A 617-nucleotide genomic window follows, 5' to 3' on the forward strand; every position below is an offset into this window, starting at 1 on the left:
GTGTGGTTCATGACTGGGGTGAAGTCGTAACAAGGTAGCCCTAGGGGAACCTGGGGCTGGATCACCTCCTTAAACGATAGACTACTGTTTTATGCAGTGTCCACACAGATTGCTTGGTGAAATAAAAGAACAGCGAAAGCGCTAATGAATGACTYMGGTTATTGATTAACGCTTTTTGCGTTAWGCTCTTTAACAATTTGGAAAGCTGACTAGTAAATTCAATTGGTCGTCACTTCGACGARTGATTGAATTACAAATAGTTTTTATTCTTTAAGAATRRAAACGAGTTCTCAAGMAATACACATTCAAGTGTCTTGTGTACTTTTGTCTTCACTTTTTAAAAAGTGGAAATAAAAGATGAGTCCGGCGAAAAACCAAWGTCMTTATCTTTCTTGATCGAAGATAACGACGCAAACCTTGGTTGTTTGAACRTACGAAACCTCTTGGGGTTGTATGGTTAAGTGACTAAGCGTACACGGTGGATGCCTTGGCAGTCAGAGGCGATGAAGGACGTATTAACTTGCGATAAGCCCAGATTAGGCAGTAAAAGCCACTTGAGTCTGGGATTTCCGAATGGGGAAACCCACGTGCATAAGCACGTATCGTTACGTGAATAC

2 rRNA genes are annotated in these 617 nt (G+C 41.4%); both read left to right on the top strand.

The features are described 5' to 3' along the window. Window positions 1-72, top strand: a 16S ribosomal RNA gene (locus L4C36_RS23880); the annotation flags it as partial. Window positions 73-455: 383 nt separating this feature from the next. Next, window positions 456-617, top strand: a 23S ribosomal RNA gene (locus tag L4C36_RS23885); the annotation flags it as partial.

The sequence above is a fragment of the Photobacterium japonica genome (assembly GCF_050337005.1).
GTDB lineage: Bacteria > Pseudomonadota > Gammaproteobacteria > Enterobacterales > Vibrionaceae > Photobacterium > Photobacterium japonica.